25 protein-coding genes and 1 pseudogene are annotated in these 23,782 nt (G+C 70.1%); 8 read left to right on the top strand and 18 right to left on the bottom strand.

The window, feature by feature from the left end:
• The first annotated feature begins 64 nt into the window (after positions 1–64).
• The gene (locus ABQ271_RS03470) at positions 65–664 is read left to right on the top strand and encodes a TetR/AcrR family transcriptional regulator (protein WP_349310146.1); all 600 of its coding nucleotides are present in this window, start codon (positions 65–67) and stop codon (positions 662–664) included.
• Complete coding sequence (locus ABQ271_RS03465; protein ID WP_349310145.1) at positions 661–1,875, top strand: multidrug effflux MFS transporter; 1,215 nt, start codon at positions 661–663, stop codon at positions 1,873–1,875. Before ABQ271_RS03470 ends, ABQ271_RS03465 begins: the two co-directional genes overlap by 4 nt.
• On the opposite strand, the gene ABQ271_RS03460 is transcribed toward ABQ271_RS03465, so the two are convergent.
• The 4 genes from ABQ271_RS03460 to ABQ271_RS03445 all read right to left on the bottom strand — a co-directional run bounded on the left by ABQ271_RS03460 (position 1,817) and on the right by ABQ271_RS03445 (position 6,117).
• The gene (locus tag ABQ271_RS03460; RefSeq protein ID WP_349310144.1) at positions 1,817–2,842 is read right to left on the bottom strand and encodes an alpha/beta hydrolase; all 1,026 of its coding nucleotides are present in this window, start codon (positions 2,840–2,842) and stop codon (positions 1,817–1,819) included. The two genes, ABQ271_RS03465 and ABQ271_RS03460, sit on opposite strands and share 59 nt — an antisense overlap.
• Before the next feature lie 7 nt (positions 2,843–2,849).
• Complete coding sequence (locus ABQ271_RS03455; RefSeq protein WP_349310143.1) at positions 2,850–4,223, bottom strand: FAD-dependent oxidoreductase; 1,374 nt, start codon at positions 4,221–4,223, stop codon at positions 2,850–2,852.
• Positions 4,224–4,285: 62 nt separating this feature from the next.
• Positions 4,286–5,347 carry a polyprenyl synthetase family protein gene (locus ABQ271_RS03450; protein ID WP_349310142.1) on the bottom strand — a complete coding sequence of 354 codons (1,062 nt, stop codon included), beginning with the start codon at positions 5,345–5,347 and terminating at the stop codon, positions 4,286–4,288.
• A 23-nt stretch (positions 5,348–5,370) separates the two neighbouring features.
• Positions 5,371–6,117 carry a demethylmenaquinone methyltransferase gene (locus tag ABQ271_RS03445; protein ID WP_349310141.1) on the bottom strand — a complete coding sequence of 249 codons (747 nt, stop codon included), beginning with the start codon at positions 6,115–6,117 and terminating at the stop codon, positions 5,371–5,373.
• A 77-nt stretch (positions 6,118–6,194) separates the two neighbouring features.
• Here ABQ271_RS03445 and ABQ271_RS03440 point away from each other — a divergent pair, with 77 nt between their 5' ends.
• Entirely contained in the window at positions 6,195–7,445 is a 1,251-nt protein-coding gene (locus ABQ271_RS03440) for an isochorismate synthase (protein ID WP_349310140.1), read from the top strand.
• 27 nt (positions 7,446–7,472) lie between these two features.
• On the opposite strand, the gene ABQ271_RS03435 is transcribed toward ABQ271_RS03440, so the two are convergent.
• Complete coding sequence (locus ABQ271_RS03435; protein WP_349310139.1) at positions 7,473–7,952, bottom strand: MarR family transcriptional regulator; 480 nt, start codon at positions 7,950–7,952, stop codon at positions 7,473–7,475.
• A 41-nt stretch (positions 7,953–7,993) separates the two neighbouring features.
• Here ABQ271_RS03435 and ABQ271_RS03430 point away from each other — a divergent pair, with 41 nt between their 5' ends.
• On the top strand, positions 7,994–8,887 hold the full coding sequence (locus ABQ271_RS03430) for an EamA family transporter (protein ID WP_349310138.1): 894 nt from the start codon (positions 7,994–7,996) through the stop codon (positions 8,885–8,887).
• Positions 8,888–8,936: 49 nt separating this feature from the next.
• On the opposite strand, the gene ABQ271_RS03425 is transcribed toward ABQ271_RS03430, so the two are convergent.
• The 6 genes from ABQ271_RS03425 to ABQ271_RS03400 all read right to left on the bottom strand — a co-directional run bounded on the left by ABQ271_RS03425 (position 8,937) and on the right by ABQ271_RS03400 (position 12,971).
• Positions 8,937–9,983, bottom strand: a complete 1,047-nt coding sequence (locus ABQ271_RS03425) for a hypothetical protein (RefSeq protein ID WP_349310137.1) — start codon at positions 9,981–9,983, stop codon at positions 8,937–8,939.
• Positions 9,971–10,846 (bottom strand): DUF1266 domain-containing protein, encoded by an 876-nt coding sequence (locus ABQ271_RS03420; protein WP_349310136.1) that lies wholly within the window; start codon positions 10,844–10,846, stop codon positions 9,971–9,973. The genes ABQ271_RS03425 and ABQ271_RS03420 overlap by 13 nt, the downstream gene beginning before the upstream one ends.
• 101 nt (positions 10,847–10,947) lie before the next feature.
• Positions 10,948–11,634 carry an alpha/beta hydrolase gene (locus ABQ271_RS03415; RefSeq protein ID WP_349310135.1) on the bottom strand — a complete coding sequence of 229 codons (687 nt, stop codon included), beginning with the start codon at positions 11,632–11,634 and terminating at the stop codon, positions 10,948–10,950.
• On the bottom strand, positions 11,631–12,419 hold the full coding sequence (locus ABQ271_RS03410; protein ID WP_349310134.1) for an alpha/beta fold hydrolase: 789 nt from the start codon (positions 12,417–12,419) through the stop codon (positions 11,631–11,633). The genes ABQ271_RS03415 and ABQ271_RS03410 overlap by 4 nt, the downstream gene beginning before the upstream one ends.
• A gap of 80 nt (positions 12,420–12,499) precedes the next feature.
• Positions 12,500–12,790: a DUF1905 domain-containing protein gene (locus ABQ271_RS03405; protein WP_349310133.1), complete on the bottom strand. Its 291-nt coding sequence runs from the start codon at positions 12,788–12,790 to the stop codon at positions 12,500–12,502.
• Positions 12,791–12,803: 13 nt separating this feature from the next.
• Positions 12,804–12,971 (bottom strand): hypothetical protein, encoded by a 168-nt coding sequence (locus ABQ271_RS03400; protein WP_349310132.1) that lies wholly within the window; start codon positions 12,969–12,971, stop codon positions 12,804–12,806.
• 134 nt (positions 12,972–13,105) lie between these two features.
• Here ABQ271_RS03400 and ABQ271_RS03395 point away from each other — a divergent pair.
• A pseudogene (locus ABQ271_RS03395) lies at positions 13,106–14,422 on the top strand (DUF222 domain-containing protein).
• 70 nt (positions 14,423–14,492) lie between these two features.
• On the opposite strand, the gene ABQ271_RS03390 reads toward ABQ271_RS03395, so the two are convergent.
• Together ABQ271_RS03390 and ABQ271_RS03385 are read right to left on the bottom strand one after the other, a co-directional pair.
• A complete protein-coding gene (locus ABQ271_RS03390; protein WP_349310131.1) occupies positions 14,493–14,786 on the bottom strand; it encodes a hypothetical protein in 294 nt (97 codons plus the stop codon).
• A 63-nt stretch (positions 14,787–14,849) separates the two neighbouring features.
• Positions 14,850–15,797, bottom strand: a complete 948-nt coding sequence (locus tag ABQ271_RS03385) for an alpha/beta hydrolase (protein ID WP_349310130.1) — start codon at positions 15,795–15,797, stop codon at positions 14,850–14,852.
• 102 nt (positions 15,798–15,899) lie between these two features.
• Here ABQ271_RS03385 and ABQ271_RS03380 point away from each other — a divergent pair, with 102 nt between their 5' ends.
• Positions 15,900–16,664 carry an alpha/beta hydrolase gene (locus ABQ271_RS03380; protein ID WP_349310129.1) on the top strand — a complete coding sequence of 255 codons (765 nt, stop codon included), beginning with the start codon at positions 15,900–15,902 and terminating at the stop codon, positions 16,662–16,664.
• 71 nt (positions 16,665–16,735) lie between these two features.
• On the top strand, positions 16,736–18,061 hold the full coding sequence (locus ABQ271_RS03375; protein ID WP_349310128.1) for a DUF222 domain-containing protein: 1,326 nt from the start codon (positions 16,736–16,738) through the stop codon (positions 18,059–18,061).
• A gap of 55 nt (positions 18,062–18,116) precedes the next feature.
• Here the strand turns inward: ABQ271_RS03375 and ABQ271_RS03370 are convergent, their stop codons facing one another.
• Genes ABQ271_RS03370 through ABQ271_RS03360 form a run of 3 tightly spaced genes read right to left on the bottom strand, consistent with a single transcriptional unit; the run spans position 18,117 to position 21,209 of the window.
• Positions 18,117–18,971, bottom strand: a complete 855-nt coding sequence (locus tag ABQ271_RS03370) for a polyphosphate kinase 2 family protein (protein WP_349310127.1) — start codon at positions 18,969–18,971, stop codon at positions 18,117–18,119.
• A gap of 56 nt (positions 18,972–19,027) precedes the next feature.
• Positions 19,028–20,812, bottom strand: coding sequence for a 2-succinyl-5-enolpyruvyl-6-hydroxy-3-cyclohexene-1-carboxylic-acid synthase (gene menD, locus ABQ271_RS03365; RefSeq protein WP_349310126.1), 1,785 nt, complete (start codon positions 20,810–20,812; stop codon positions 19,028–19,030).
• 1 nt (position 20,813) lies between these two features.
• Positions 20,814–21,209, bottom strand: a complete 396-nt coding sequence (locus ABQ271_RS03360; protein ID WP_349310125.1) for a PLDc N-terminal domain-containing protein — start codon at positions 21,207–21,209, stop codon at positions 20,814–20,816.
• Between the two features lie 77 nt (positions 21,210–21,286).
• Between ABQ271_RS03360 and ABQ271_RS03355 the strand changes: the two genes are divergently transcribed.
• Positions 21,287–21,610, top strand: coding sequence for a DUF4229 domain-containing protein (locus ABQ271_RS03355; protein WP_349310124.1), 324 nt, complete (start codon positions 21,287–21,289; stop codon positions 21,608–21,610).
• A gap of 3 nt (positions 21,611–21,613) precedes the next feature.
• On the opposite strand, the gene ABQ271_RS03350 is transcribed toward ABQ271_RS03355, so the two are convergent.
• The gene (locus tag ABQ271_RS03350) at positions 21,614–22,594 is read right to left on the bottom strand and encodes a 1,4-dihydroxy-2-naphthoate polyprenyltransferase (RefSeq protein ID WP_349310123.1); all 981 of its coding nucleotides are present in this window, start codon (positions 22,592–22,594) and stop codon (positions 21,614–21,616) included.
• Positions 22,595–22,605: 11 nt separating this feature from the next.
• Entirely contained in the window at positions 22,606–23,781 is a 1,176-nt protein-coding gene (locus ABQ271_RS03345) for an AMP-binding protein (protein WP_349310122.1), read from the bottom strand.
• Position 23,782: the final 1 nt, after the last annotated feature.

The following is a 23,782-nucleotide window of genomic DNA, read 5'->3' as shown; positions in this document are numbered from 1 at the left end:
CCACGACGATATCAGAATTAACCTCCGGTTGGAGGTTACAGTTTCCGCGCCCTACTCTGTCCCCATGGGCTCAGATGAGGACGCGGTGATCGGTCGCCGCGGATCGCGCCCCAAGGGCGTCGCCCGGCGTCAGGAGATCCTCGATCGCGCCATCGAGGTCTTCCGCGAGCGCGGCGCCAGCGGCACCTCCCTTCGCAAGATCGCCGAGTCGATCGGCGTCTCCCACGCAGCGCTCCTCCACTACTTCGACTCCCGCGAACAGCTCCTCGTCGCCGTCTACGCCCACGCCGAGCAGCTGCACGAAGACCCGCCGGAGCTCCGACCCGGCATCGACACGATGGTCCATGCGGCCAAACGCAACGTCGGGATCCCCGGACTCGTCACCCTCTACTCCACGCTCCTGGCGGCCTCGCTCGAGAGCGAGGAAGGCGTCGGGCGCGACTTCTTCATGGCGCGCTTCGACGGGCTGCGCGAAACGATGACGGAGAGCCTCCGGCAGCAGCAGAGCGAGGGCGCGGTGCGCGACGACGTTCCGGCGGAACACCTCGCCGCCCTCCTCATCGCGGCATCCGACGGTCTGCAGATCCAATGGCTGCTCGATCCGGCCGTGGGACTCGAGTCGACGCTGCGCACGCTCGGCGCGCTGCTGCGCCCACCGGCATGACCTCCCCTCGCCTGACCAGCGGGCTCGTGGTCATCCTCGGCTTCCTGTCGGCCGTCGGCCCGTTCGCCATCGACATGTACCTCGCGTCACTGCCGCAGATCGCGAGGGAACTCGAGGCGCCGCCCGCGACCGTCCAGCTCACGCTCACCGCGTTCCTCATCGGACTCGGCGCCGGGCAGCTCCTGCTCGGCCCCCTGTCGGACATGTGGGGTCGCCGGCGCGTCCTGCTGCTGTCGACGAGCGTTTTCGCACTGGCGAGCGTCGCCCTGATCGCCTCGCCGAACATCGAGGTCTTCATCGGCCTGCGACTCCTGCAGGGACTGTCGGGGGCCGCGGGCGTCGTCGTCGCGCGAGCGATCGCCGTGGACCTCAGCACCGGCCGCACCGCAGTCCGTGCACTCAGTCTGATCGCGACCGTGGGCGGTCTCGGGCCGCTCGTCGCTCCCCCGATCGGTGGTCTCGTCGCCTCGTTCTCGGGCTGGCGGGGCGTCCTCACGGCCCTCGCCGCCATCGCCGCCATCGCCGTGCTGATGCTGGTGCTCGCCTGGCTCGCCGTTCCCGAGTCGCTCCCCCGCGAGCACCGGCACACCGGCGGCCTCGGGGCCATGCGGTCCTCGTTCGCGCACTTCATGAAGGACCCGATCTACCTCGGCTACACCGGCGCCTACGCGACCGGGTTCGCCGGCCTGTTCGCGTACGTCGCGGCATCCCCCTTCGTCGGGCAAGTCATCCTGGGGATGTCGCCCTTGCTCTACGGACTCGGTTTCGCCGGCGGCGGGGCAGCCCTGCTGGTCACGAACCTCATCAACGCCACCTACGCGCCCCGGATCGGACCCGAGCGGATGCTGGTGGTCGGCGCTGTCCTCAGCGCGACATCGGCGGTGGTCATGACCGTGTCGGCGGCCACCGGCATCCTGTCGATCCCACTCTTCCTCGGTTGCGCGTTCACCACCATGGCAGCAGCGGGACTCACGTTCGGGAACGCGAGCGCGCTCGGGCTCGCGCGCGCCACGACGAGTAACCGCGGTGCCGGGGCGGCGTTGATGGGCGCCTGCCAGTTCGCGGCCGGCGCCATCGTCACCCCGATCGTCGGGCTCTGGGGTGAGGAGACCGCACTGCCGATGGCCTGCATCATGCTCCTCGGCGCCCTGGTCAGCCTGACGCTCGGCCTCGCCTCACGCCGCGCGAGCGCGCGAGAGCGCCCTGAGTGAGCCATCGCTCGAGCCTGCGGTACGCGCGCTCCCGCGGGGCGGGCCGCGAGAGGAAGATGTCGTGGATGCCGCCCTCGATGCGCGCGAGCGTGACATCGCGACCGATGCGGATGGCTGCGCGCGCGATGTCGTCGACGACGAGAACGGAATCGCTCCCCGTCATCTCGGCATTCCAGGCGAACGGATTGGTCGACTTCGTCGACAGCATCACGAGAGTCGGGCACCCCACATCCACGCCAGCCGACACCCGACGGTGCGCGTCGACCACCGCGGCCAGCCAGGCGGGATGCGTCGGGAACCCCCGCTCGGGGCGCCAGTCCCGGCGGTATCCGCGCACCGGGAGTGCCCCCACCTCGGTCTGCGCACGCGTGTAGAAGCCGAGGTCCACGACCGGGTGCGCGCCCATGGGATCGACGCGCGCCCGCATCTGCACGAGCGGTGACAGCGCCTGTCGACCGAGCGTGCCCAGCTGGAGTTCGAGCCAGGGACTGTTGAGGACGAGGGCCGCGAGGCGACCGGGATGACGCGATGCCCACAGCGTCGCGGTGAGACCTCCGGTCGAATGCGCCATCATCACGAGCCGCCGGTGCGAGGGCTTCCCCTCGAGGGAATGACCGATCGCCTCGAGCGCCGCAGCGATGTCGGCATCGTAGGTCTCGAGCGACGCGACGAAACCGGGCGTCTGACCGGGGCGGAGGCTCCGCCCGTATTTCCGGAGGTCGAGCGCGTGGAACCGCGCCCCGAGCGACGCCCAGAACCGGGCGAGCTCGACCTGGAAGAAGTAGTCCGACCAGCCGTGGAGGTAGAGGACGTCGACGTCGCGCAGCGGCCCGGTCAATCCCGCGAGCTTCGGCGGATCGAGCCGGACGAGCGTCGCGACGACTTCGCCCTCGTTGTCACTGCCGAGCGGCAGGGTGAGCTGTTCGAATGGACGCCCCAGGACGTCCGGCTCCCACCCGCCGCTCACCGTGACCTCACTCGCCTCGCGAGACCCGCACCATCTCGTCACGGTCGACGACCTTGACGCGCTCGCGCTCGTGCGGCGCACCCAGGGCGACCTCGTGTTCGTCGAGGCGGTGCCATCCGTCAAGATCGGTCCACGCCACCTGCCGCTCGGCGAGCAGCGAGATGATCGCGTCGTCGGACGAGTCCTCCGGGGTCCACCACGACGCCTGGTCGTTGATGAGGTGACGGATCGTCTCCATCGCGTCGGACTTCGTGTGCCCGATGAGACCGACCGGCCCGCGCTTGATCCAGCCCGTCGCGTAGACGCCGGGAACCCGCTCGTTCGAGCCCTTCTCGACGACCTGGCCCTCGTGGTTCGGGATGACACCGTGACGCTTGTCGAACGGGACGTCGGGCAGCGGCGAACCGAAGTACCCGACCGCGCGGTAGACCTGCCCGATGGCGATCTCGCGGAGCTCGCCGGTGCCCTCGACGCCGCCGGCGCCGTCGGGACGTGTGCGCTCGGTGACGATCGCGGCGACGCGGCCGTCGGCATCCTTCTTGATCTCCACGGGACGCGCCCAGAAGTGGAGGTGCAGGCGACGGCTCGCCTCGCCGCCGGCGTTGTTGACGCTGGGACGCGTGCGCCACGACTGCAGCACGCGGTCGATGACCATGACCTGCTTGTTCGACGCGATCGCTGCCTTGGATGCCTCGTCGTAGTCGAAGTCCTCGTCGTAGACGACCATGTCGACGTCGCGCAGCTCGCCGAGCTCGCGGAGCTCGAGAGGCGTGAACTTCACCTGCGCGGGACCGCGGCGGCCGAAGACGTGCACGTCGGTGACGGGCGACTCCTTGAGACCCTCGTAGACGTTCGCGGGGATCTCGGTCGAGAGCAGGTCGTCGGCGTGCTTGGCGAGCACGCGGGCGACGTCGAGCGCGACGTTGCCATTGCCGAGAACGGCGACGGATGCCGCATCCAGCGGCCACTCGCGCGGGAAGTCGGGGTGACCGTCGTACCAGCTCACGAAGTCGGCGGCCCCGTAGGAGCCCTCCGCGTCGATGCCGGGGATGTCGAGGTCGGCATCCTTGATCGCACCGGTCGCGAAGATGACGGCGTTGTAGTGCTTCTTGAGGTCGGCGAGGGTGACATCAGTGCCGAAGCGGACGTTGCCGAAGATGCGGATGTCGCCGCGGTCGAGCACGTCGCGGAGGGCGTTGATGATGCCCTTGATGCGCGGGTGGTCGGGCGCGACGCCGTAGCGGACGAGTCCGTAGGGCGCGGGCAGGTGATCGAACAGGTCGATCGAGACGTCGAACTTGCGCTCTGCCTTGAGGAGGATGTCCGCTGCGTAGATGCCGGCGGGTCCTGCGCCGACGATGGCCAGCCGAAGCTTGGTCATGGGTGTCCTTTCCGAGAGCCCGCGCGCGGGCGTGACGAAGAAGCGGCGTGTCCGCCGGGTGATCAGCTGGAGCGGTCGACGACGACCTGAGCGAAGCGAGTCAGCGCCTCGCGCACGAGTCCGTCGGGAAGCGGTGCGAGCGCCGCCACGGCGCGGTCGGACCATTCGTGGGCGAGCTGGCGGGTCGCCTCGGTCGCCGGGTGCACGCGCAGCTGCGCGAGCGGCTCGTCGAGGGTGGCGGGGTCCGCGCCGTCCGAGATGCGGGCGACACCCTCGTCGATCGTGACTTTGAGCGCCCGCGACGCCGGATCGGTCGCCCGTCCGAGGAGGAGGTACGGCATCGTCGGCACGCCCGCACGCAGATCCGTGCCGGGAACCTTGCCCGTTTCCGCGGGATCGGCCGACAGATCGATGACGTCGTCGAGCAGCTGGAAGGCGACGCCGATCCGCTCGCCGAACTCGCGCACGGGTGCCGCGTACTCGTCGGAGGCGTCGGAGAAGACGACACCCGTCTCAGCCGCGGCCGCAATCAGCGAGCCGGTCTTGTCGCTCAGGACCTGGAGGTAGAACTCGACGGGGTCATCGCCCGGCTGCGCCCCGACGGTCTCGTGCATCTGACCGAGGACGAGGCGTTCGAAGGTGTCGGCCTGCAGACGGATGGCGCGCTCGCCCACCTGGGCCATGAGCTGGCTCGCGCGGGAGAAGAGCAGATCTCCGGTGAGGATGGCGACGTTGTTGCCCCACACGGCGTGGGCGCTCGGGACGCCGCGACGGCGGTCAGCCTCGTCCATGACGTCGTCGTGGTAGAGCGAGCCGAGGTGGGTCATCTCGAGCGCGGTCGCACCGGCGAGGACGTCGTCGGTGACCCCGGAGCCGAGCTGCGCGGTCAGGATCGCCAGCATCGGCCGCATCCGCTTTCCGCCGGCTTCGTAGAGGTAGCGCGACGTGACGTCGGCGAGCGAGTCGCCGACCTTCAACTCACCGGCCAGACGCGCCTCGACGAGGTCGAGGCCTTCTTCCACCGTGGTGAGGAGCTTGCGCATGCGCGGGCCCACGAAAATGCGTTCGGTGACGCCGAGTCGGCTCGCAATCTGCGAGCCCGGAGTACCGGGGCGGGGGGTCATGGCTCCAGCGTACCCGTCGCGTCCTACGCCTGGTCCGACCCCTCGGGCTTGCGGGCCCGATGGAGCGCGACGATCCCGAAGGTGAGGTCGCGCCACGCGACCTTCTCCCACCCCGCCTCGCGCATGCGACCGGCGAGGGTGCGCTGGTCGGGCCAGTCGCGGATCGATTCGTTGAGGTAGTCGTAGGCGGCCGCGTTGGAGCTGAACGCGCGGGCGACGACCGGGAGGACGCGGTCGTTGTAGAAGCGGTAGAGGCCTCGCATGAGAGCTGCCGGCGGGTGCGAGAACTCGCAGATGACGAGCGTTCCGCCGGGCTTGGTGACGCGGAGCATCTCGCGGAGCGCCTTCTCGGGGTCGTTGACGTTGCGGAGGCCGAACGAGATCGTGACGGTGTCGAACTCCTCGTCGGCGAACGGCAGGGCAGTCGCATCGGCTTCGACGAACGACAGGTTCGGGATGCCGCCGTGCCGACGCTTGCCCTCCGCGATCATCCCCGCCGAGAAGTCGCCGGCCACCACGTCGGCACCGGAGGCCGCGAGCGAGACCGAGCTCGCGCCGGTGCCGGCGGCGAGGTCGAGGATCCGCTGCCCGCGCCGCGGCGCCACAGCGCGCGTCGTCGCCACACGCCACAGCTTGTCGTTGCCGAGGCTCAGCACCGTGTTGGTGCGGTCGTAGGCCGCCGCGACCTCGTCGAACATCCCGCTGACGCGCGCAGGGTCCTTGCCGAGGTCCGCGCGGGTGGACGGGGTGCGGGAGGGCTGTTCGGTCACGTGTCGAGCCTAATCCGGCGGGATGCGGGCGGGCTGACCGCGGGCCGGGTCGCCCGCCACCGGATTAGGCTGAAGGAGTGACTTCGACCGCGCTCGGCGCCCCCCGACTGCACGCCGTCACCCGCCGGATCGAGGCGCTCGACGAACCCCTCTCCTACGCGTCACCCGACGACCCGATGGTCTGGTCGCGTCGCGGCGACCTCTTCATCGGCGTGGGCCGCGCGGCCGAACTGCCCGCCGGCGCATCCGCGGCGAAGTGGTGGCGCGACGTCTCCGCCGCCGCGGAGATCGACGACAAGGTACGGATGCCGGGGTCCGGCCTCATCGCCTTCGGCGCCCTCCCCTTCGACCCGGCGAACAGCTCGGCGAGCGCTTCCTTGACGGTGCCCCGCATGATCATCGGCCGCCGCGGCGACACGACGTGGGTGACCCACGTCTTCGTCGACGGTGAGGACGAACGGCCCGAACCGGCATCCATCTCCTTCGGTCCGCACTGGTCGGCGACGGTCGGCCCCGGGGCCTGCACCCCGGACGGGTACCAGGGCGAGGTGCGCGCCGGCCTCGACGCGATCGCGTCGGGCGAGGTCGCCAAGGTCGTCCTCGCCCGCGATCTGGTCGGGTCGGTGCCCGCAGGGTCGGACCTCCGCCGGCTCGTGCGCGCGCTCACCTCGGCCTACCCCGACACGTGGACCTTCGCGGTCGACGGTCTGATTGGGGCGAGCCCCGAGACCCTCGTCACCGTGTCGGGCGGCACCGTCACGGCGCGGGTGCTGGCGGGGACCGCCGCGCGCGGCGCCGACGCCGACGCCGACACCGCGGCATCCCTCGCCCTCGCGACGAGCGCGAAGGACCTCGACGAGCACCGGTACGCCGTGCAGAGCGTGCTCACCTCGTTGCGCGCGCACACGTCGGCGTTGGTCGCCGAGCCCGAGCCGTTCATGCTGAAGCTGCCGAATGTGTGGCATCTCGCGACGGATGTCGAGGGCACGCTCTCGGGCCGGGCGTCGTCGCTCGACCTCGTCGAGGTGCTGCACCCGACCGCGGCCGTCGCCGGTACGCCGACGCAGGCCGCGCTCGAGGTGATCCGGCGCGTCGAGCCGTTCGATCGCGGACGCTACGCCGGACCGGTCGGCTGGATCGACGCGAACGGCGACGGCGAGTGGGCCATCGCGCTGCGCTGCGCGCAGTTCGACGTGCACACGGATGCCGGGAGCGACATCCCGCTCATCGCGCATGCCGGGGCGGGCATCGTCGCGGGAAGCGACCCCGAGACCGAGATGCTCGAAACGCGCGTGAAGTTCCGGCCGATCGTCGACGCCCTCGCCTGACGGCGGCCCGCTCACTCGGTCACTCGGTCACTCGGGCGCGACCAGCTTCGACAGCAACCGGGCGAGCGTCTCACGCTCCGCCGACGTCAGCGAGGCGAGCACTTCCTCCTCGGTGGCGAGGTGATCGGGCAGGACGGCGTCGAGCAGGGCGCGGCCCGCGTCGGTCAGACGGACGAACTTGCCTCGGCCGTCGTCGGGGTTCGGTTCGCGAATGATGAGTCCCTGCCGGTCCAAACGATTGAGCCGCTGCGCCACGGCACTCGTCGTGATCATCGCGTCGGCCGCGAGTTCAGCGGGGGTGATCCGGGAGGGCTCCCCCTGTCGCGCCAGCGTCGCGAGGACGTCGAACGTCCCCGCGTCGATGCCGTGCGCGGCGAAGGTCGTGGCCAGGCGGGCGTCGACGACCGCGGCAGCCCGCCCGAGCCGCCCGATGACGGCCATCGGACTCACGTCGAGGCCGGGGCGTGCGGCGCGCCACTGCGCGAGGATGCGATCCACGTGATCCATACCCAGGACCATATCGCTAAGCGGTGAGCTACATTAGCTAAGTGCTTAGCAATATCCGTTTCGTCATCGCCCTCACTGCGGTCGCGCCCGTCCTTTGGGGAACGACCTACATCACGTCCACCACCTTCCTGGTCCCGGGGCACCCGCTTCTCACGGCGACGGTGCGGGCGCTCCCCGCGGGTCTCGTGCTCCTCGCGATCGGGCGACGGATGCCGCGGGGTTCCTGGTGGTGGAGGTCTGCGGTGCTCGGCGGGCTCAACATCGCCGGGTTCTTCGCGTTCCTGTTCATCGCTGCGGACCGTCTGCCCGGTGGCGTCGCGGCGGTGGTGGGCGGCATCCAACCCCTGCTCGTCGCGGTGCTGGCGTCTCTGCTGCTCTCCGAACGGCTGACCGGCAAGGTCGTCGCCGCGGGCATCGGAGGAGTCGTCGGCGTGGCCCTCATCGTGCTGCGATCGGCCGGCGGGCTCGATGCGATCGGCATCGCCGCCGCGATCCTCGGGGCCGTGTCGATGGCGCTCGGCGTCGTCTTGACCAAGAAGTGGTCCAGCGATCTCCCGCCGCTCGTGGTGACGGCATGGCAACTCATCGCGGGCGGCGTCATCCTGGCAGCCCTCACCGCCGCCTTCGAACCGCTGCCGTCAGAGGCGTTCACGCTGACGAACGTTGCCGGCTACGCGTACCTGACCCTCATCGGCACAGCCCTGGCCTACGTCCTGTGGTTCCGCGGCATCGCGCAACTCCCCACCCGCATACCGGCGTTCCTCGGCCTCCTCAGCCCGGTCGTGGCACTCGCCATCGGAGGGCTTGTCGCTCACGAGTCCCTGACGCTGACCCAGGCCGGCGGTGTCGCGCTGGTGTTCTTGTCCGTCCTGGCGGTCATCGCGACGGGTACGAGTTCCGCGAGGACGTCAGCCGCTACCCGCTCGCGCCGATGACCGTCGCAGAACGCGATGCGCTGCGGTCCGAGATCGATGAGGGCCGCGATCACCCGATCCCGTGAGCGAAGAGCGGGGCCCCGAACAGCGCGAAAGCCACGGCAGCGCCGGAGAGCAACACCATCGCCGCTCCCGCCGCCACGGCGATGAGGGGGACGCCGTTCCCGGCGAGCTTCTGGCCCCGCAGCGAGACCGCCCCGCCACCCGTTGCCAGCGTCCCACGACGGTCGTCGCGGTAGTTCGTCGTGCGGGCGGCGAAGCGCCGGTGGAACTCCTCCGCCAGGACGAGGGCCGCCTGCATGGTCGCCGGGCGATCGAAGCGAGTGCTGTGCGGGAGGTAGACGTAGAGACGGTCGCCGCTGAGCTCGATCTCGGCTCCCCCACCGAGCTCCATCACCCGGTGCATGAGGTCGGGCGTGAAGATGTAGAGCGCGTCCCGTTCGTAGCCTCGCGGCACCAACAAAGTGAAACGGCTCGCGAAATCCCCCTCGAGATCGAGCTTCGCGTTCGCGCGTCCGAACCCGAGCGAGGGGACGACGCTGCGGCGCCGGTTGCGGAGGAAGATGTTGGGCACGGCCGTGGGCAAGGGCAGTTCGATGAAGCTGAACGGCCATTGCCGGGTGGCTGCCTCCTCGCGACTGCGAGCGACCGAGTAGTGCCGCCCCAGCTCGAACGGCAGGCGGGGGTCACTGCTGACGATGACCGCCCTCTCGCGACCTCGCAGAACCCGGGTGAATGCGGATCCCGGCCGGCGCGTGTGTTCGAGCGTGTCGGCGTAGGCCCACCCGTTCGCCCACGCGAACGACGCGAGCGTTGCTCGTCGCGCGAGGTCGACCGCGAACCAGACGAACGACGCGGCACCGAGGATCCCGTATGCCCCCGCGATGAGTCCGAGCACCTGCGCCACGTCCGCGGCACCCGCGTTCGCGAGAAGGAGGATTCCTGCCGCGACCCCGAGGGCCAGCAGGAGGAGCCAGAGCAGGACCATGAGGAAGCGCCGGTACCAGGGGATCCCGGCGAGCCGCTCGTACTGGAGGACGTCGCCGAGTCGTCGGGTGTGCCGCAGCGGCTCGAGGTCGACTCCTACAGGTTCCACGGAAGCGTGGCCCACGGGCCCTGGCGCTTCTCCGACAGGGCGACGCCGAGATCGGAAGCCGTGGATTCCCCGAACTTGTCGAACGTCTTGTCGTTCAGGGAGCCGTCGCTCCAGTGCATGACGCGACCCACTGCGTAGCTGAGCCCGAAGTCCGGCCACGAGCGGAAAGCGGGACGCGCTGCGAGGTTGATCTCGTGGATCAGTCCGCGCACTTCGGTGACGTCGGCGTAGCCGAGCGCGACACCCCAGGTGGCAAGAGCGACCGACTGCCCGACGGCGTACCCGTCGAGGGTCGTGACGAAGGTCTCCGCGGGGATGGTGTTCCTGCCGGCCGCCTTCTTGACCTGCCGTTCGAGGGTCTCGATGGCATCGACGAAGGTCGCCGCCGGTCGCTTGTCGGCGCCTGCCTCCACAGCGGCCTGCACCCATTCCTTCTTCTTCGGCGCGCGCCCGGTCGTCGATGCGAGATCGGCGCGAATGGCGAGGTAGCTCACCCAGACGTCGCGACGGCGGCGATCGACGACAAGTCGCTGGATGGCCGCCAGCCACTCGTCGCGGGTGGGAACACCCCACTGGTCGATGAGTGTGCGCTTCTCCCGGTCGGTCAGTCCCGACGCTGTCGGGTCGTTCCACGGGCCGGAGGGGAGGTTGTGTATCTGCAGGAATCCGAGCGCGATCTCGTTGGCGTCGGGGCCGTCGGTCGGATGATCCGCCGAAGGTTTCGCCTTGGCGCCGGGCAGCAGCCATCCGATGAGGCACAGCAGCACGACGACGCCCACCACGGCCCAGAACCACCACTGACCGACCAGCCACGGAACGATGGAGAAGACATTGTTGAAGTCGACCTCGGCGGCGCGTGGCATGGGATCCCTATCCGTGGAACGGTTGATCTGGCCCTGGCAGGTTAATGCACCCGACGAAACGGCGTGTTTCCCGTGAGCGCACGCGTCGTTACGCGGGAGGCTCAGCGCGTCGCGCCGGACTCCGACAGTGCGATGAGTTCGCCGACGACGCGAGGATCGGCGAGGACGCGGAAGTGCCCACCGTTGTCGAGTCGCACGTTCTTCGCGGCCCCGTTCAGCTCGCTGCCCTCGGGGATGTGCGGATCGAATCGCCCGTACACCGACACGATGCGCGCGTTGAGGTCGGGCTCCTTGGCGAGAGCGAGGATCGTGGCACTCCGCGGCGAGAAGATGCGCAGCGACGGAAGCACCATGAGGCGCCCGTACCTCGAGCCGCCGAACGGCGTGGCGACAGCCAGCATCCGAGCGATCCGCCCCGCCTCCGCATCGAGCGCCATCGCGCGCTTGCCGACGAGTCCGCCCTTGCTGTGCGCAAGGAGTACGCAGCCACGGAGATCGTTCGCCTGGAGGTAGTCGATGACGCGGGCAGCGGCTTCGTCGACCGGTCGACGGTTGCGGTGCAGCACCTGGACGACGTGAACGGGATGCCCGCGGCCATGCATCGCGGTGATGAGCGGGAACATGAACTGCCAGGTCTCGTAGACGCCCGGAAGGATGACGATGGGCGCGCGATCCCCGTCGGAGAAGGTGCGCGGGTCGGTGCGGTTCAGTGCCGCCCGGATCTGCCACACCGCCGCGTAGAGATAGTCCCGAGCCCACCAGAGCGCGTTGCGAGCGAGAGCGATCATCGGCTCGCCGTTCTCGGGCCAGGCGGGATCCGTGCGGCGAGGAACGACTCGACCGCGCCGACGACCGCCCGGTGCCCCCTGTCCTGCACGACGTGCCAACTACCGGGAACCTCGACGATGGCGGCATCCGGAGCAGCGTCAGCCAGTCGCCGACACCAGGGCAGGCCCGCGATCGGGTCGCGTGCACCCCGGACGACCAGCAAGGGCCTCGTCAGCAGGCGCACCCGGTCTTCGAGGGGATAAGCGAGCATGTGCGGCAATTGCCTGAGGTACCAGCGGATGCCGCATCGCAGGTAGTCGGTCAGCACGAGCCAGTTCGCGCGCGGCGACTCGCCGAACACGTCCAGCGCCAGGGCTCGAGCTTGGGCGAACGCCGTCCGGTGATGGTCGTCGGCGACCGGTCCGATCGCGACGACGTGCGAGACCAGGTCCGGCCGCTGCAGGGCGAGTTCGACCACCCATTGGCCGCCCATCGAGTGGCCGACGGCGACGGCGTCTTGCAGGCTGAGGTGGTCGAGCAGTCCCGCGATCGCCGCGGCCATGGCGGAGACGTCGAGGTCTGCGCCGGGCTTCGGCGTCCCTCCGAACCCGGGCAGATCAATCGATACGACCGAATCCGTGCGTGCGAATGCGGTGTGCAAACGGCCCAGATAGCGATGCGACATTCCGATCCCGTGCACGAGGAGGAAAGTGCGCGTCGCATCAGAAGCCCGAGAGCGCACGACGCGGAAGACCCGTCCGTCGACCGTCACCTCATCGACGGTCGCCTCGTGTGGTCGTCTCACGCGTCCCCTCTCGCCCTGCCCAGCCAGAGCCGGGAGGCTTCACGCTAACTGCCACATCCGCCCAGGCTCCGGGGGTTGACCTACCTGAGGCGGCGGGTCAGGTGAACGGTGACCGTGTCTCCGATGTCCTTCCCGAGCTTGCGTCGGATCGCGGCGTTCAGCGAGACCATGTGACCGCCCGTACCCGTCACCATGAGCCCGACGTTCGGCATCTCGACATCGTCGACGGTCAGGTCCACCCGGACGGACCGGCCGGTTCCGAAGAAATCCGCCGAACCCGGCATCTCGACGCAGGCCCAAGTCTCACCGTTCACCTCCACCCCGATCGGGGCGGTAAAGGTGTGGGCGAGCGCAACGGGCTCGGAGGGCATGAGCTCTCTCGGGTCAGCGACTGGGAGAGCGGAGTTCCACGCCGATGAGCGTGAGCCCCGCCGCAATTCCCGCGGTTCCGACGGCGGCGACGATCAGCCCGCCGCCCAGCGGCGCCAGTATGCCGAAGACTGCCATGGCCAGCCCGCAGACGAGCAGGAGCGCGATGTAGGCCTTGATCATTCCTTCAACCTAAGGGACGCCGTCGGGTACCGCGAGGAATGGACGGAGGCAGGAGGTTCCGTCGCCCGGGTGTGCACTCCCACCCGCCCCGACCGGCTCGAGTCGATGTCGGAGGTTGGTGCGAGAGTGGAGGCATGACGGAAGCGACGGAAACCCCCGGTGGCGAGAGCTATCTCGCCGCTCTGGCGGGCATAGTCGCGGATGTCTCGGACGTCGCGCGCCAGGTCGCTGCGGCGCAGATCGCCGAGCTGCGCGTGCTCGCCGCGGCCGGACGTCTCGCAGCGGCACAGGCCGTCTCGACCAACGCGAAAGTCCGACTGCACGACATGGCATTGCGCTCGATCGCGGCCGAGGTCGGCGGGGTTCTGCGGACCACCGATCGCACGGTGCAACGGCGTATCGGTGAAGCGCGGACGATCATCGAAGGGTTCCCTGCCGCGGTTGACGCGTGGGAGTCGGGGCGGATCGTCCGCGGGCACGTGACTGCGATCGTCGACGCGGCCGGGGTGCTGCCTCAGGAGATGTGGGCCGAGTTCGAATCGGTCGCGATCGAACGGTGCGAGCGGGATACGCCGAACCGCGTGCGGGGTGAGCTCGAAACCCTCGCCCACCGGATGCACCCAAGGTCGTTCGCGGAACGCCACGGAGAAGCAGCCGCAGGCCGGTGCGTGCGGCTTGTTCCAGGGCGGGATGGGATGAGCGATCTGGTCGCGACACTGCCGACGGTGATCGCGGAAGGGATTCACGATCGGCTCACGCGGCAAGCTCGCGCGATCGTCGACACTCGAGCAGAGCGTGCGGCGGGGTAGGAGGTCATCGCCTCGGATACGCGGACGACCGATCAGGTGCGGGCCGACGTGTTTGCCGACCTCCTGCTTGCCGGCACACCCGCTCTGGACGACACCCGCGACACGTCCGCAGGTCCCCTCGGCGCGATCCGCGCCCGCGTGCAAGTCCTCGTACCCGCAGCGACGCTGACCGGTGACGACGACGGCCCGTGCGACCTCGCGGGCCGCTCCCCCATCGACCCCGCCGCCGCGCGAACACTCGCCGGCAACACCCGAATCTGGGAACGCCTCTTCCACGACCCGACCACCGGAGTCACGGTCGCGACCGATTCGTACCGTGTTCCCGCCGGGATGCGCCGGTTCCTGCAGGCCCGGGACCAGCACTGCCGGTTCCCCGGATGCCGCGTCGCAGCCATCCGCTGCGAAGTCGACCACACCCACGATCACACCCTCGGCGGGCTCACCGAACTGAGCAACCTCGCTCACCTCTGCCAACGGCATCACTCGATGAAGCAATTCACCGCCTGGCGGGTCCGACAACTGAAGGGTGGCGTCCTCGAGTGGACCTCACCCCTCGGCAGGATCTATCGCGAAGACGCACCCACACCGGCCGTCGCTTTCACCCCTGCCAACCCACACACCGGAGACACCGCACCCTTCTGAGCGAGCGCGCTCACCCAGCCGCGCGCGACATCGCAGCAGCGCGTGCCGTAACGGCCAGACGTTAGCGCCGTCAGCGGGATAGTCGAGTCGCCCCCTGCGCGCGCTGCTCACCGCGACGCCGTGCGACGAGAGGCACGCTCACACCGACTGCGGTGACCGCGAGGAGCGCCACGAACGACCACGTCATGGTGCGGTAGGCGCCATCGAGCGCCGATGTCGTGGCGAGACCCGCATCGCCTCCGGGGACCTGGTCCACGAGCACGGCCGCGGTTGCTGCGGCGGCCATCAGCACGAAGACCAGGACCAGGGCGACGAGCCCCAGCACGACGATCCACGCGATGAGCGTGCGGCGCTGCGAGAACATGTCAGCCCTTCTCCGGCCACGGCGTGGCACGGTCCCCCGCCACACACTAGCCAGTCGAGCACGTCAGCGTCCGTGAACCTCCGCGAAGAACGCGCGCATGTCACGAGCGATCTGTGGCGCGTTCGCGTAATGCAGGTAATGGTCGCCGTGCATCTCGACCAGGATGCCGTGGGTCACCGACGCGGCCTGCTCACGGTGCAGGCCGACCCAGCCCACGACGTCGGTGCCGTCAACGCGCACGAAGAGCAGCACGGGCAGATCCGCGGGGAACGTTCGCCCCGCGGCATCCCGGAAATTCTCCGCCTTGTGCGCCGTTTCGTCGATCATCGTCGGCGCAGCGGCGTTTCTCGTCGCGAGCAACCCCATCTGCCGCTTCGTCTCGGCGTCGAACGGCGTCCCGGCGTAGGGATCAGGCGAGACCGCCCGGATGGCACGCGTGATGCCCAGGTCATTCAGCGTCGCGATCCCGTCGGTGGGGATCGGCTCCTCGCCGCCCGGCTGAGCGGGAACGCTGCTGTCGATGCCGACGAAGGCCGTCACCTCGTCACGGTGGGCCTCGACGTACGCCAGCGCGTACAGACCCGAGATCGAGTGGGCGGCGAGCGCGTACCGGGTGACGCCGAGCTGAGCCAGCGCCTCGTGGACCTCCGCGACGATGTTGGCCGTGGTCCGCGGCACGTCGGTCTGGTCGCTCAGCCCGGTTCCGAACGGTTCGACCGCGATCACGCGGTAGGTGTCGTCCAGTTCGTCGATGAGCGGCGCGAAGTCGAGCCCCGGTGCGGCCGTCCCGAGACCCGGCAGCAGCACCACGGTGGCCGCGTGATCGCCGCTGATGACGACGTTGAGATCGCGGTCCCCGACTCGGACCTTCTGGCCGTAGGACCTGATCTCCGAGGCTTCGACGCTCGTCGCGACGGCGTTCACACCGGCAGTAGCCATCAGGCCGAACGCGGGGATTCCGAGCACCACGACGAGGGTGATCACGAGGGCCTTCTTGACGGACTTCTTCACTCCTTCAGTCGACCAGCCGCGCTCCGCAAGCGGCAGTCTCAGACGTCACCACCTGCCGTGACATGTGTCACCGTTTCCGGGTCACGCCGCTAGCCTCGAGGCATGACGGTGGTCCTCCTGCACGGCTGGCCCGGACTCCCCTCCGATTACGACGCCGTCGTGGCCGGCCTCCCGGACGTGCGCGTGATCGTCCCGGACCTGCGAGGAATGGGCGCCGGTTTCGACGGAGTTCCGGCGGTCGCGGCATCCGCCGCCCAGTCGCATGCGGACCGCGTGCTCGCAAGCCTTGACGCTGCGGGCATCAGCGACGGCGTGATCATCGCCGGGTACGACATCGGCAGTCGCATCGCGCAGGCGGCCCTTCGCACGGACCCCGGCCGGTTCGACGGCGCCGTGCTGACGCCCGCCTACCCCGGGATCGGCGACCGAGCGGCATCCCCCGCCCTCGCCTCGGTGTTCTGGTACCAGCACTTCCACCGCGAACCGATCGCCGCGGAGCTCATCGACGGCGACGAGCGCGCCGTCCGCGCGTACCTCTCCTACCTCTGGCGCGAATGGCGAGCGGATGCCGCTCCTCCCCCGCACCTCGACGAGATCGTCGCGGCCTACGCGCGGCCGGGAGCGTTCGCCGCGAGCCTGCAGTGGTACGTCGCGAACCGCGGCTACGCGGCCGACGCCGAACCGATCACGGTTCCGACGACGATGCTGTGGCCCGACAGCGACCCGCTGTTCCCGCTCGAGTGGGCCGACAAGCTTTTCGAACACTTCACGGACGTGCAGCTCCAGACCGTTCCCTCGTGCGGGCACTTCGTCCCGGTGGAACGACCGGATGCCGTCGTCCGAGCGCTCCGCGCGCATCTGAACTGACACCGCCGGGCTGCGTTCACCGCGGGGCCCGACCCCACGGCGATGTCGGAGGTTGGTGCAAGAGTGAAGGCATGACGGAAGCGATGGAAACCCCCGGTGGCGAGAACTATCTCGCAACCTTGGCGGGCATCGTCGCGGACGTCGGGAGCATCGAGCGCCGGATCACCCAGGCGCAGATCGAGCAGCTGCGCGTACTGGCTGCGGCCGGTCGCCTGGCGGAAGAGCAGGCCGCGCCGAGGAACGCCAAGGTGCGCCTCCACGACATGGCGCTCCGGTCGATCGCGGCCGAGGTCGGCGGCGTCCTGCGCACGACGGATCGGACCGTGCAACGCCGGATCGGCGAGGCCCGCACGATCATCGAAGGGTTCCCCGCCGCGGTGGCGGCGTGGGAGTCGGGGCGGATCGTCCGGGAGCATGTGCGGGCAATCGTCGACGCCGGGACGACACTGCCGGCCGAGATGTGGGGCGAGTTCGAGGCGATCGCGATCGAACGGTGCGAGCAGGACACCCCGAACCGGGTGCGGGGCGAGCTGGAGATCCTCGCGCACCGGATGCATCCGCGCTCGTTCGCGGAACGACACGAAGAAGCCGCAGCCGGACGTTGCGTGAGGCTGGTTCCCGGGCGGGACGGGATGAGCGATCTTGTCGCGACGCTCCCCACGGTGATCGCCGAGGGGATCCACGATCGGCTGACGCAGCAGGCTCGGGCGATCGTCGACACGCGGGACGAGCGTGCGGCGGGCGACGACACGAACGTCGTCGCGACCGATGCGCGCACGACCGACCAGGTGCGAGCAGACGTGTTCGCCGACCTGCTCCTTGCGGGAACCCCAGCGCTCGACGACACCCGCGACACCACCGCAGGGCCGCTCGGCGCGATACGGGCGCGGGTGCAGGTGCTCCTCCCTGCAGCGACGCTGACCGGTGCAGAGGATGGGCCGTGCGACCTCGGTGGCCGCTCCCCCATCGACCCGGCATCGGCACGGACACTCGCGGGAGACACCGGCGTCTGGGAGCGGCTGTTCCACGACCCCACCACCGGCGTGACCATCGCAACCGACTCGTACCGCGTCCCCTCCGGGATGCGTCGGTTCTTGCAAGCCCGGGATCAGCACTGCCGGTTCCCCGGATGCCGCGTCGCCGCCATCCGCTGCGAGGTCGACCACACCCACGATCACGCCCTCGGCGGGCAGACAGAACTCTCCAACATCGCGCACCTGTGCCAGAGGCATCATTCGATGAAGCAGTTCACCGCCTGGCGAGTGCGACAACTGAAGGGTGGCGTTCTTGAATGGACTTCACCCCTCGGCAGGACCTACCGCGAAGACGCACCGACCCCGGCCGTCGCGTTCACCCCTGCCGCACCGCCACAACCCGGAGACCCCGCGCCGTTCTGAGCAGCATCCGGACGAGCTCGTCGCCCCTGTGGATGCCCTGCCGTTCCGGTGAAGATCAGGTCGCCGCGAGCCGCGCCTTCTCGGCCTCGACGTCGAAATCGGCGACCGGCCACTGCGGATCGATGCGCGTGAGCACGTCGAGAAGCAACGCCTGCACCGCCAGCCGGGCATACCACTTGTGGTTCGCAGGCACGACGAACCAGGGCGCCTGACCGGTCGACGTGCGCTCGAACAGCGCCTGGTACGCGTCCATGTACGCCGGCCACAGCTCACGCTCGTCGACGTCGCCGGGGTTGTACTTCCAGTGCTTGTCGGGCCGGTCGAGACGTTCGCTCAGCCGCGCCTTCTGCTCGTCGCCCGAGATGTGCAGCATGACCTTCACGATGTGCACGCCCCGCTCCGTCAGACGCTGCTCGAAGTCGACGATCGCGCCATAGCGTCGCTCGATCTCGTCCGCGGGGGCGAGCTGGCGCACCCGCCCGATCAGGACGTCCTCGTAGTGCGACCGATCGAAGACGCCGATGTACCCGGCATCCGGCACCTCCTTCTCGATGCGCCACAGGAAGTCGTGCGCCAGCTCATCGGGCGTCGGCTTCTTGAACGCTTTCAGGTGCACGCCCTGCGGGTCGGTCGCGCCGATCACGTGCCGGACGATCCCGCCCTTGCCCGCGGAGTCCATCGCCTGCAGCACGAGGAGGACCGACGGCGAGTCAGGCTGCGTCCGACTCTGCGCGTAGAGCCGTTCCTGCAGCTGATCGAACTGCTCCGCCGCCCGGGCGAGCTCCGCCTGGCCGGCCTTCTTACCGCCGTCGTATCCAGGGGTGGATGCCGGGTCCACATCGGCGAGGCGGAATCCCGGCCCGACCTGCAGCAGCGTCGACGGCGAACCGGTCCAGTGAGCGTCAGTCATGCGGCTCATCCTGCCGTGCCGCGAACGTCCGCGCGATGGTCTTGCGGATGCCGCTGCTATCGCGTCAGCGGAACTTCGATGATCTGGCGGCCACCGGCGGGGGAGGTCAGCGCCTGATCGAGCGCACCGCGCGTCGTGATGCGCTGATACTCCCACCCGTAGGCCCGGGCGAGTTCCTCGATCCGCGCCGTCTGCGGCGTGTACTGCACCCGGTCGAACGCGTTCGATCCCGCGACGCCGGCCACCTCGAGCCCGTCGAAGATCGTGCCGCCGCCATCATTGCCGACGACGACCTGGATGCGCGGTTCGGGCTCGACCGCCGAGTGCAGCAGCGCGCCGACATCGTGCAGGAACGCGAGGTCGCCGAGCAGGACCCGGGTCACTCCCGGGGCCGTGCCGACTTGCGACGCCGCGGCGATTCCCAGACCGGTCGCGATGGTGCCGTCGATTCCGGCGAGCCCGCGGTTGGCGTGCACCGGCACCTTCTTGCCGCCCAGCAGTTCGTCGGCCACCCGCACCAGCCGCGACGACCCGAACAGCAGCCGATCGTGCGGCCAGCTCGCACGCCAGAGCGCGTCGACGAGACCTGCCCGATCGACGGGAGCACGAATCGCACCGAGTTCAGCGGAGATCGCACCGAGCCGCTCAGCGGGGACGGCAGACGACAGCGCATCGGCGTCGGGTGCCGCCGGGCTGAGGTCGACGACCTGATCGCGTGACGCGCGCATCCACGCCCCGAGCCAGTCGCGGTCTCCGCCGTGCGGCGCGGTCACCCCGTCGACGGCGACCGTCGTGCCATTCAGGTTCAGCTGCTCGCCCGGCCCGCGGACGGCCAGAACCTCGACGTCGCTCCGGCTGAGCAGGCGCGTGACCTCGCGACTGAGGGTCGGGTGCCCGAAGACGACGACCCGCTCGATGCGGCCGCCGAGTTCCGGGTCGGACAGAAGCCGACGATAGCCGTGCACCAGGTGGCGTCCGAAACGGGAGCCGCTGACGATCTCCGCGATGAGCGGGAAGCCGCCCTCGTGCGCCAGCTGCTCCGCATCCGCTCCCGCGTCCGCACCGGCGACGACCACCGTCCGCGGGCCGGCCTCGAGAACGATCGGCTCCGCCTCGATGACCTCGAGCGCGGCGCCGACACCGCCGCCCCCCTGATAGTGAGCGCCCCATTCCGCCTCGACCGGCTCGGGATCGACCACCGTGGAGTCGGATGCCGCGACGACAGCGGCGGCCGACGGCAGCCAGGCGGGCAGCTCCCCGGCGAGCGGCTCGCGGAAGGGGACGTTGAGGTGCACGGGCCCGGCGACGCGCGACCCGGCGCCGATCGCGGCATCCCACCCCTCATCGGCGGCGGCACGGATCGGGGCGACCTCATCCGCGTCGACCGCGTCGGCGAGCGCCTCGGCGACGGGGAGGTCGGCTTCGTGACGGACGAAGCCGGAGAACATCCCGGGCTGACGCGTCGCCTGATTCGCGCCGATGCCGCGGAGCTCCGGCGGACGGTCCGCCGTCAGGAGAAGGAGCGGCACACCTGAGTGGTGCGCCTCGAGGACGGCGGGGAGGAGATTCGCGACCGCGGTGCCCGACGTGCACACGACGGCCGCGGGCATCCGGTCTTCGCGACCGATCCCGAGGGCGGTGAATCCCGCCACGCGCTCGTCGATGCGGACGTGCAGTCGGACAAGACCGCGAGCCTCGAACTCGGCGGCGACCAGGGCGAGAGCCTGCGAGCGCGACCCGGGAGAGAGGACGATGTGCCGCAGCCCCCGCTCGACGAGTCGGGCGAGGAGCGCGGCCGCAGCATCCGTCGCAGGCGCTCGGCCGGGTCCGTCGATCGTCATGTCAGGAGTGCGAGCCGCGCGACTGCTCGTCGCTGTCGTCCTCTGCCGGCGGGTCCGCAGGGAGGTCTCGCGGGTCGGGGGCTTCGGAGTCGAGCGCGGCGAGCTCCTCTTCGAGACGGCGGATCCGCTCGTCCTGATCGCTCGAGGTGCCGATGCGACCGAGGAAGTCGGGGTCGTCGTCGGGAGCCCTCAGCACGACGCGCGTGGACGACGCCCGTGCGCGACCGATGACGAACCAGAGAACGGCACCGACGACCGGCAGGAGGACGACGATGAGCAACCAGATCGGTTTGCTGACGCCGCGGTGCCGGGTCGGGGGCTGGAGCGCGCAGTCGGCGATGCTGTAGACCCAGAACGCGGTCAGCAGCAGCGCCAGAACGAGGTAGAAGCGCGCCATTCCTCCATCCTAGGCGCGCTCGTCCTGCCCGAGGCGGCGCGGCGGCCGCTCAGGCTGGCGGCCGTAGAATGGCGGGTATGCGTGCCCGGTCAGCCTTCGTCTATGCGCTGCTGCGGCTGCTCGCCTTCTTCGTCCCGTTCGGGATCATGATGCTCTTCCCCGTCCTGCGCGACCAGTACTGGCTCGCTGCGATCTTCGCGGCGCTCATCGGACTCAGCCTGTCGATGCTGTTCCTCCGCCGCCCCCTCGACGACGTGTCGATGGGTATCGCCGAGCGCCGCGCCGCGCGCCGCCGCAACGACAGCGACGAAGCGGTCGAGGACGCGTTCCGCGATGAGAGCGACACGGATGCCGCGGCCACGACGCCCGGGCAGCCGGCATCCGACGACACCGCTCACTGAGCGTCAGGCGGCGACGTACGCCCAGAGGACGAACCCGCTCCAGGCGAGTGAGGCCACCGAGCTGAGCTGCAGCGCGACGATCAGTTCGCGCGGCGTGCGGTAGGTCCAGACGATCAGCGTCGCGGACAGGGTCACCAGCAGCACCAGCAGCGACAGCCACACGACCGGATAGAACGGCGCGAGAACGAACACGGTCGCGAACGGCACCAGCATGAACACGGTGAACAGCACCTGCGAGACGCGCTTGCCGACGAGGACCGTCAAGGTGCGTTTGCCGGCGACGCGATCCTGGTCGATGTCGCGGAGGTTGTTGGTGATCAGCACACCGCACGCCAAGGCGCCGACGGCGATCGAGGGGATCCACGATTCCTGCGGGACCGAGCCGACCTGCACGAACGTCGTCCCGATCGTGGCGACCGGTCCGAAGAAGATGAAGACGAAGAGCTCGCCGAGACCGATGTAGCCGTAGGGCCGCTTTCCGCCGGTGTAGAACCAGGCGGCGACGATGCACACGGCGCCCACCGCCAGCATCCACCAATGCTGCGTGCGGATGACCACGGCGATGCCGACGATCGCCGCGATCGCGAAGAAGACAAGCGCGGCGACCAGCACGGCGCGCGGGGTGACGCGTCCCGACGCGGTCAGACGGGTGGGGCCGACTCGGTGATCGTCGGTGCCGCGGATGCCGTCGCTGTAGTCGTTGGCGAAGTTGACGGCGATCTGCAGCGAGACGGCGACCACGAGGCAGCACAGCGCGAGCACCCAGTGGAAACCGCCGCCGACCGCGATCGCGGCGCCCGTGCCGACGAGGATGGGGCTGATCGCGAGCGGCAGGGTGCGAAGCCGGGCTGCACCGATCCAGTCGCGCGCCGTGACGGGAGCGGGCTTCGACGGCGCCGCCGAGACGCGTGCCTTCGCCGGGTTGCCGCGCGGCGCGGTGCGCTTCGGAGCGGGCTTGCGGGGGGTCTTCCGGGATGCTGCCACGAGCAGTGATCCTATTCCCCGCGCGGGGCCCGCCCGTCCTCGTCCGTCAGGAGCCCCCGCAGGAGCGCGCGGTCGGGCTTGCCGCTCGCGGTCAGCGGTACCTCTTCGAGAACGAGCAGCTCGCGCGGGCGCGCGGGCGCACCGATCTGGTTCTTCACGGCGAGCCGCAGCTCGGCCAGCAGGTCCGTCTCGCTGCGTCCGGCGAGCGCGCGGCGCGACAGGACGACGACGGATGCCGCGCCCCACCGCTCATCCGTGGTCGGCACGACGACTGCACCGGTGAGTCCGACGACCGCACGCACCGCCCGTTCGACACGATCGAGCGAGACGTTGACGCCGCCCGACACGATGACGTTGTCGCGGCGGCCGGTGACGCGCAGCATCCCGTCGTCGAACGAGCCGAGGTCGCCGGTGCGGTACCACCGGGCGCCGTCCGTGTCGCGAACGAAGGCCTCGGCCGTGCGGGCGGGATCGCCGAGGTAGCCGTCGGCGAGGGTCGGGCCGCCGAGCTGGACCTCGCCGTCCTCGATGCGCAGCGTGACGCCGTCGAGCGGGCGGCCGTCGTAGACGCATCCGCCGCTCGTCTCGGTCGATCCGTAGGTCCGGACGATGCGGGCGCCGAGCGCGGCGGCCCGGTCGGCGAGCGCGGCCGGGAGCGCCTGACCGCCGACCAGCACGGCCTCGAACGACGCGAACGCGCGGGCGACGGCGGCATCCGTCTCCCCCGCCTCGACGAGGGTCTGCACCTGCGCGGGGACGAGGGACGTGTAGGTCGGGATGCGGTGTCCGCCCTCGCTGGCGGCCATCGCCGAGGCCGCGGCGGTGAACGTCTGCGGCGTGAACGACCCGGTCAGGATCGCAGGGTCGCGACCGGCGACGAGTGCCCGGACCATCACCTGCACTCCGGCGACGTAGGTCGCGGGGAGGGCGAGGAGCCACGACCCGCTGCCGATCCGGCTCGCGGTGGCGAGAGCCGACGAGGTCAGCGCCGAGCGGCTGAGGGCGACGGACTTCGGGTAGCCGGTCGAACCGCTCGTCGTGACGACGACCGCGGTTCCCGCGGTGACCTCGTCGGGAAGGCCGTCTGGGGCGCCGAGGGCGACCGCCGGGCCTGCGCCGAGGGCGGCGCCGCGGAGCGCCCGGAGGACGTCACGCGGGTCGGCGGAATCGAGTCGGCTGAGTCGCATG

This window comes from Microbacterium sp. MM2322 (assembly GCF_964186585.1).
Classification (GTDB): Bacteria; Actinomycetota; Actinomycetes; order Actinomycetales; family Microbacteriaceae; genus Microbacterium.
The sequence above is the reverse complement of the archived record's forward strand: the minus strand, read 5'-3'. Positions and strand labels throughout refer to the sequence as shown.

Coding starts and splice junctions, on each gene's coding strand:
- ABQ271_RS03470 (WP_349310146.1), top strand. CDS start 65: ATGGGCTCAGATGAGGACGCGGTGATCGGTCGCCGCGGATCGCGCCCC.
- ABQ271_RS03465 (WP_349310145.1), top strand. CDS start 661: ATGACCTCCCCTCGCCTGACCAGCGGGCTCGTGGTCATCCTCGGCTTC.
- ABQ271_RS03455 (WP_349310143.1), bottom strand. CDS start 4,223: ATGACCAAGCTTCGGCTGGCCATCGTCGGCGCAGGACCCGCCGGCATC.
- ABQ271_RS03450 (WP_349310142.1), bottom strand. CDS start 5,347: ATGACCCCCCGCCCCGGTACTCCGGGCTCGCAGATTGCGAGCCGACTC.
- ABQ271_RS03435 (WP_349310139.1), bottom strand. CDS start 7,952: ATGGATCACGTGGATCGCATCCTCGCGCAGTGGCGCGCCGCACGCCCC.
- ABQ271_RS03420 (WP_349310136.1), bottom strand. CDS start 10,846: ATGCCACGCGCCGCCGAGGTCGACTTCAACAATGTCTTCTCCATCGTT.
- ABQ271_RS03415 (WP_349310135.1), bottom strand. CDS start 11,634: ATGATCGCTCTCGCTCGCAACGCGCTCTGGTGGGCTCGGGACTATCTC.
- ABQ271_RS03405 (WP_349310133.1), bottom strand. CDS start 12,790: ATGCCCTCCGAGCCCGTTGCGCTCGCCCACACCTTTACCGCCCCGATC.
- ABQ271_RS03400 (WP_349310132.1), bottom strand. CDS start 12,971: ATGATCAAGGCCTACATCGCGCTCCTGCTCGTCTGCGGGCTGGCCATG.
- ABQ271_RS03390 (WP_349310131.1), bottom strand. CDS start 14,786: ATGTTCTCGCAGCGCCGCACGCTCATCGCGTGGATCGTCGTGCTGGGG.
- ABQ271_RS03380 (WP_349310129.1), top strand. CDS start 15,900: ATGACGGTGGTCCTCCTGCACGGCTGGCCCGGACTCCCCTCCGATTAC.
- ABQ271_RS03375 (WP_349310128.1), top strand. CDS start 16,736: ATGACGGAAGCGATGGAAACCCCCGGTGGCGAGAACTATCTCGCAACC.
- ABQ271_RS03370 (WP_349310127.1), bottom strand. CDS start 18,971: ATGACTGACGCTCACTGGACCGGTTCGCCGTCGACGCTGCTGCAGGTC.
- menD (WP_349310126.1), bottom strand. CDS start 20,812: ATGACGATCGACGGACCCGGCCGAGCGCCTGCGACGGATGCTGCGGCC.
- ABQ271_RS03360 (WP_349310125.1), bottom strand. CDS start 21,209: ATGGCGCGCTTCTACCTCGTTCTGGCGCTGCTGCTGACCGCGTTCTGG.
- ABQ271_RS03355 (WP_349310124.1), top strand. CDS start 21,287: ATGCGTGCCCGGTCAGCCTTCGTCTATGCGCTGCTGCGGCTGCTCGCC.
- ABQ271_RS03345 (WP_349310122.1), bottom strand. CDS start 23,781: ATGCGACTCAGCCGACTCGATTCCGCCGACCCGCGTGACGTCCTCCGG.